The sequence below is a fragment of the uncultured Neisseria sp. genome (assembly GCF_951230505.1).
Taxonomy (GTDB): Bacteria; Pseudomonadota; Gammaproteobacteria; order Burkholderiales; family Neisseriaceae; genus Neisseria.
Genome location: NZ_CATNVN010000211.1, coordinates 1 through 2509, shown reverse-complemented (window position 1 = coordinate 2509; position 2509 = coordinate 1). Strand labels below are relative to the sequence as shown.

General features: G+C 45.8%; 2 protein-coding genes. Both read left to right on the top strand.

The genetic code is table 11. From position 1 onward, the window contains the following. Positions 1–104: 104 nt before the first annotated feature. Positions 105–1958 carry a SurA N-terminal domain-containing protein gene (locus Q1M25_RS09530; protein WP_300484078.1) on the top strand — a complete coding sequence of 618 codons (1854 nt, stop codon included), beginning with the start codon at positions 105–107 and terminating at the stop codon, positions 1956–1958. An 82-nt stretch (positions 1959–2040) separates the two neighbouring features. Beyond that, the coding region (locus Q1M25_RS09525) for a toprim domain-containing protein (protein WP_300484077.1) at positions 2041–2509 on the top strand (469 nt) is incomplete at its 3' end.

Here is a 2509-nt window from a genome sequence, read left to right as displayed (position 1 = left end):
TTGACCTATCCTAATAATTCTTTTAGGACTTTTTTTTCAGGATTTTAAGATTTTTTGCGGCAGCATTTTTCGGCTGCCGCGCCAAACTTTTCTTTCGGATAAATATGTTCCATATTGTTGAAAAATATAAAACACCCGCCCAGATTGTTTTAGGTATCATCGGTCTGACCTTTATCGGATTCGGTGCCAATAATTTGTCTTCGCCGGGTTCTGATTACATTGTCAAAGTCGGGGATGAGAAAGTCAGCGAACACGCTTTACAGATTGCGATACAAAACGAGCAGGCTGCCGGCAATAATGCGCCTTCGCGTGATGCTATATTCCAATCGTTATTGCAACGTGCTTATCTGAAGCAAGGTGCCAAGCTGATGGGCATTGCTGTGTCTCAGGAACAAATCAAGCAAGTTATTGTGGATGATCCGAATTTTCATGATGCTTCCGGTAAATTCAGCCAGGATTTGCTCAAGAAATATTTGGATCAACGCAGGATGACCGAGGATCAGTTCGTTGAAGATATCCGTGAACAGTTCCAATTGCAAAATCTGTTGAATTTGGTGCAAAACGGCGCTTTGGTCAGCGATGCGCAAGCGCGTCAGTTGATTAACCTGACTCAAGCAACACGTACCATCCGTTCATTTACTTTCAGCCCTGAAGCATTTGCGGCACAAGTAAAAGTAGATGATGCGGCTTTGCAAAAGTATTATGAAGCGCATAAGAAAGATTACTTGATTCCTCAAGCCGTTAAGCTGGAATATGTGGCTTTGAACATCAAGGATTTGGCTGACAAGCAAACCGTCAGTGCGGAAGAAGTACAAAAAGCTTACGACAGTAAAAGCGTAGATTTGTCGCCAAGAGCTGAAATTGCGCATATTTTCATTCCGGTTATGCCTAACGGAGATGAAGCAAGCAATGCAGAAATTAAAGCCGAAGTGGACAAAATGGCTGCGGAGCTTAAAGCACATCCGGATTCGTTTGCCGAGCTGGCGGCCAAGTACTCCAAAGACTTGTCCAGCAGCAACAAAGGCGGCAATTTGGGTTATCTAAGCAAAAGCGGTGGCAGCGGCTTTGGGCCGGAATTCGATAAAGCGGCATTTGCATTGGGCAAAGGCGAAGTCAGCGATACCGTTAAATCATCTTTGGGTTATCACGTCATTAAAGTTTTGAATGTCGAAGCTGAGCCGACTTTGGAACAAGCCAAGGCGCGTATCGAAGCAGCCTTGAAACTGAAAAAAGCAGCTTCTGCCTTTAATGCTGCGAAAGAAAAACTGGGTGAAGATACCTTTAATGATCCATCTTCTTTGGCAAAAGCAGCCGCCAATTCAGGCTTGAAAGTGGAAAACCTGGATGAATGGGTGACCAAAGCGGGTGCGAAAGAGGCCGGTTTGCCTGAAGCGTTGATTAATGCAGCGTTTAGCGACGATGTACTGAAGAAAAAACACAATTCTGAAGTAATTGCCATCAATAACGAAACCGTTTGGGTCATTCGTGCGAAAGAAGTGCGCGAAGAGAAAATTGCACCATTTGCAGAAGTGAAAGACAATGTCCGTGCAGCATATCAGCGCTCTGAAGCCGCCAAACTGGCAGAGAAAAAAGCCCAGGAAACTTTGGCCGCATTGAAAGCCGGTAAAGCTGCCGATGTTCAATGGTCGCCTGTTTCTCAATTGAGCGCGCAAGATGCACGTAAAACCATGTCTCCGGAGGCTTATGCGGCTTTGCTGAAAGCGCGTCCTGTCGGCGGCAAACCTGCGTATACATTGTTGGAAGGTATGCCTGCGCCGGTAATTATGGAAGTTCAGAGTGTTTCTGCTCCTGAAAATGCCGATTCACAGATTCCGGCTGCCAAACAGGCTTTGGTTCAGCAGCTTTCCGCCAATGTGTTCGATGCCTTGCTCCAGTATTTGGGTAAGAAAATCGATCGTACGCAAGGTGCACAACAAGTTAATAATGCTGCCGAATAAGCAGAATATTAGAGTAGGGCAGCCGGATGAATTCCGGCTGTTTTCTTATTTTTAGCTATCTTTTAAAAGGCCGTCTGAAATCATGAGTAAAAATCCTGATGCCTTTGTCCGCTTGATTAATGCATTAAAAATTCTGCCCAATGTCGGCCCGAAATCCGCACAACGTATGGCCTACCAGCTTTTACAGTACAAACGCGAAGAGGCTCAGGAATTAGTGGACGCTTTGCAATTTGCTTTGAGGCAGGTGCAGCATTGTCGGCTATGTAACACATTTTGCGAAGGCGATTTGTGTGAAATTTGCGCAGACGAAAAACGCGATAAAAGCCGTTTGATGATTGTGCATATGCCGGCGGATGTCTCCAGCATGGAGGCGGCCAATTGCCATGATGGCCTGTATTTTGTTTTGATGGGGCAAGTCAGCCCGGCGCAGGGGATGGATATTTCGGCAGTGGCATTAGATAAGCTGGTTGCCCGTTTGCAGGCGAGTGATATTGAGGAATTCATCTTTGCGACCAACTTCACAGGTGAAGGCGATGCAACAGCTTATGTAT

What these genes read in the sequence shown, in the direction of transcription:
- Q1M25_RS09530 (WP_300484078.1), top strand. Translation starts at nt 105, where the DNA reads ATGTTCCATATTGTTGAAAAATATAAAACACCCGCCCAGATTGTTTTA.